This window comes from Caballeronia choica, from assembly GCF_001544535.1.
Classification (GTDB): Bacteria; Pseudomonadota; Gammaproteobacteria; order Burkholderiales; family Burkholderiaceae; genus Caballeronia; species Caballeronia choica.
Genome location: NZ_FCON02000560.1, coordinates 1 through 783, shown reverse-complemented (window position 1 = coordinate 783; position 783 = coordinate 1). Strand labels below are relative to the sequence as shown.

The window sequence follows — 783 nt, the reverse complement described above, 5'->3', positions numbered from 1 at the left end:
GCAAATGACGATGCAATCTTCATTCTGAGTGTGCCAGTTAGATATCCAGAGCAGAAAACGGGTTGTTCAGACCTTCCAGTAGGCGATTTGACTTCTCTCAGTTCATGGACTGCCGAGCAGTTCGATCCGGAGTTGAGCTGGTCAGACGTCGAGTGGGTCAAGAATCTCTGGGGAGGCAAGCTCATCCTCAAAGGCATCATGGATCCAGAGGACGCGCGTTTCGCCGCCGAAAGCGGTGCCGACGCGCTCATCGTCTCCAACCATGGGGGACGACAACTGGACGGCGCGCCCTCTTCGATATCGGCGCTCCCCGAAATCGCAAGGGACGTTGGCTCGAAAATAGAGGTATGGATGGATGGTGGCATTCGGAGCGGACAGGATGTCCTGAAAGCCGTCGCGCTCGGTGCCAAAGGTACCCTGATCGGCCGCAGCTTTCTGTACGGCTTGGGCGCAATGGGCGAAGCGGGTGTGACAAAGTGCCTGGAGACGATCCACAAAGAACTGGATATCACAATGGCGTTTTGCGGGCATACGGACATCCGCGGGGTGGACTCTCGAATCTTGCTACCTGACGAATGAAGCTTTGCCGCCGGGACCAGCGCTTATTCACGTCACTGGAGTGCGCCGTCGGGCTCCGACATTGACCGACGTGCGGAAACCAGAGTGCGATTGCGAGCGGCGCACGCCCCCGATGCTGAACCTCAGGATTACCCACACCCATTAGCGGGCCGGTGTCAAGCGAGCAGGCGACAGCTTGGCCGCGTTAGCGGCCAGTTTCTATTT

1 protein-coding gene is annotated in these 783 nt (G+C 58.0%); it reads left to right on the top strand.

Going from position 1 to position 783, the window contains the following annotated elements; translation table 11 throughout:
- A partial coding sequence (locus AWB68_RS45715; protein ID WP_143282089.1) for an alpha-hydroxy acid oxidase occupies positions 1–579 on the top strand: 579 nt, incomplete at its 5' end.
- Positions 580–783: the final 204 nt, after the last annotated feature.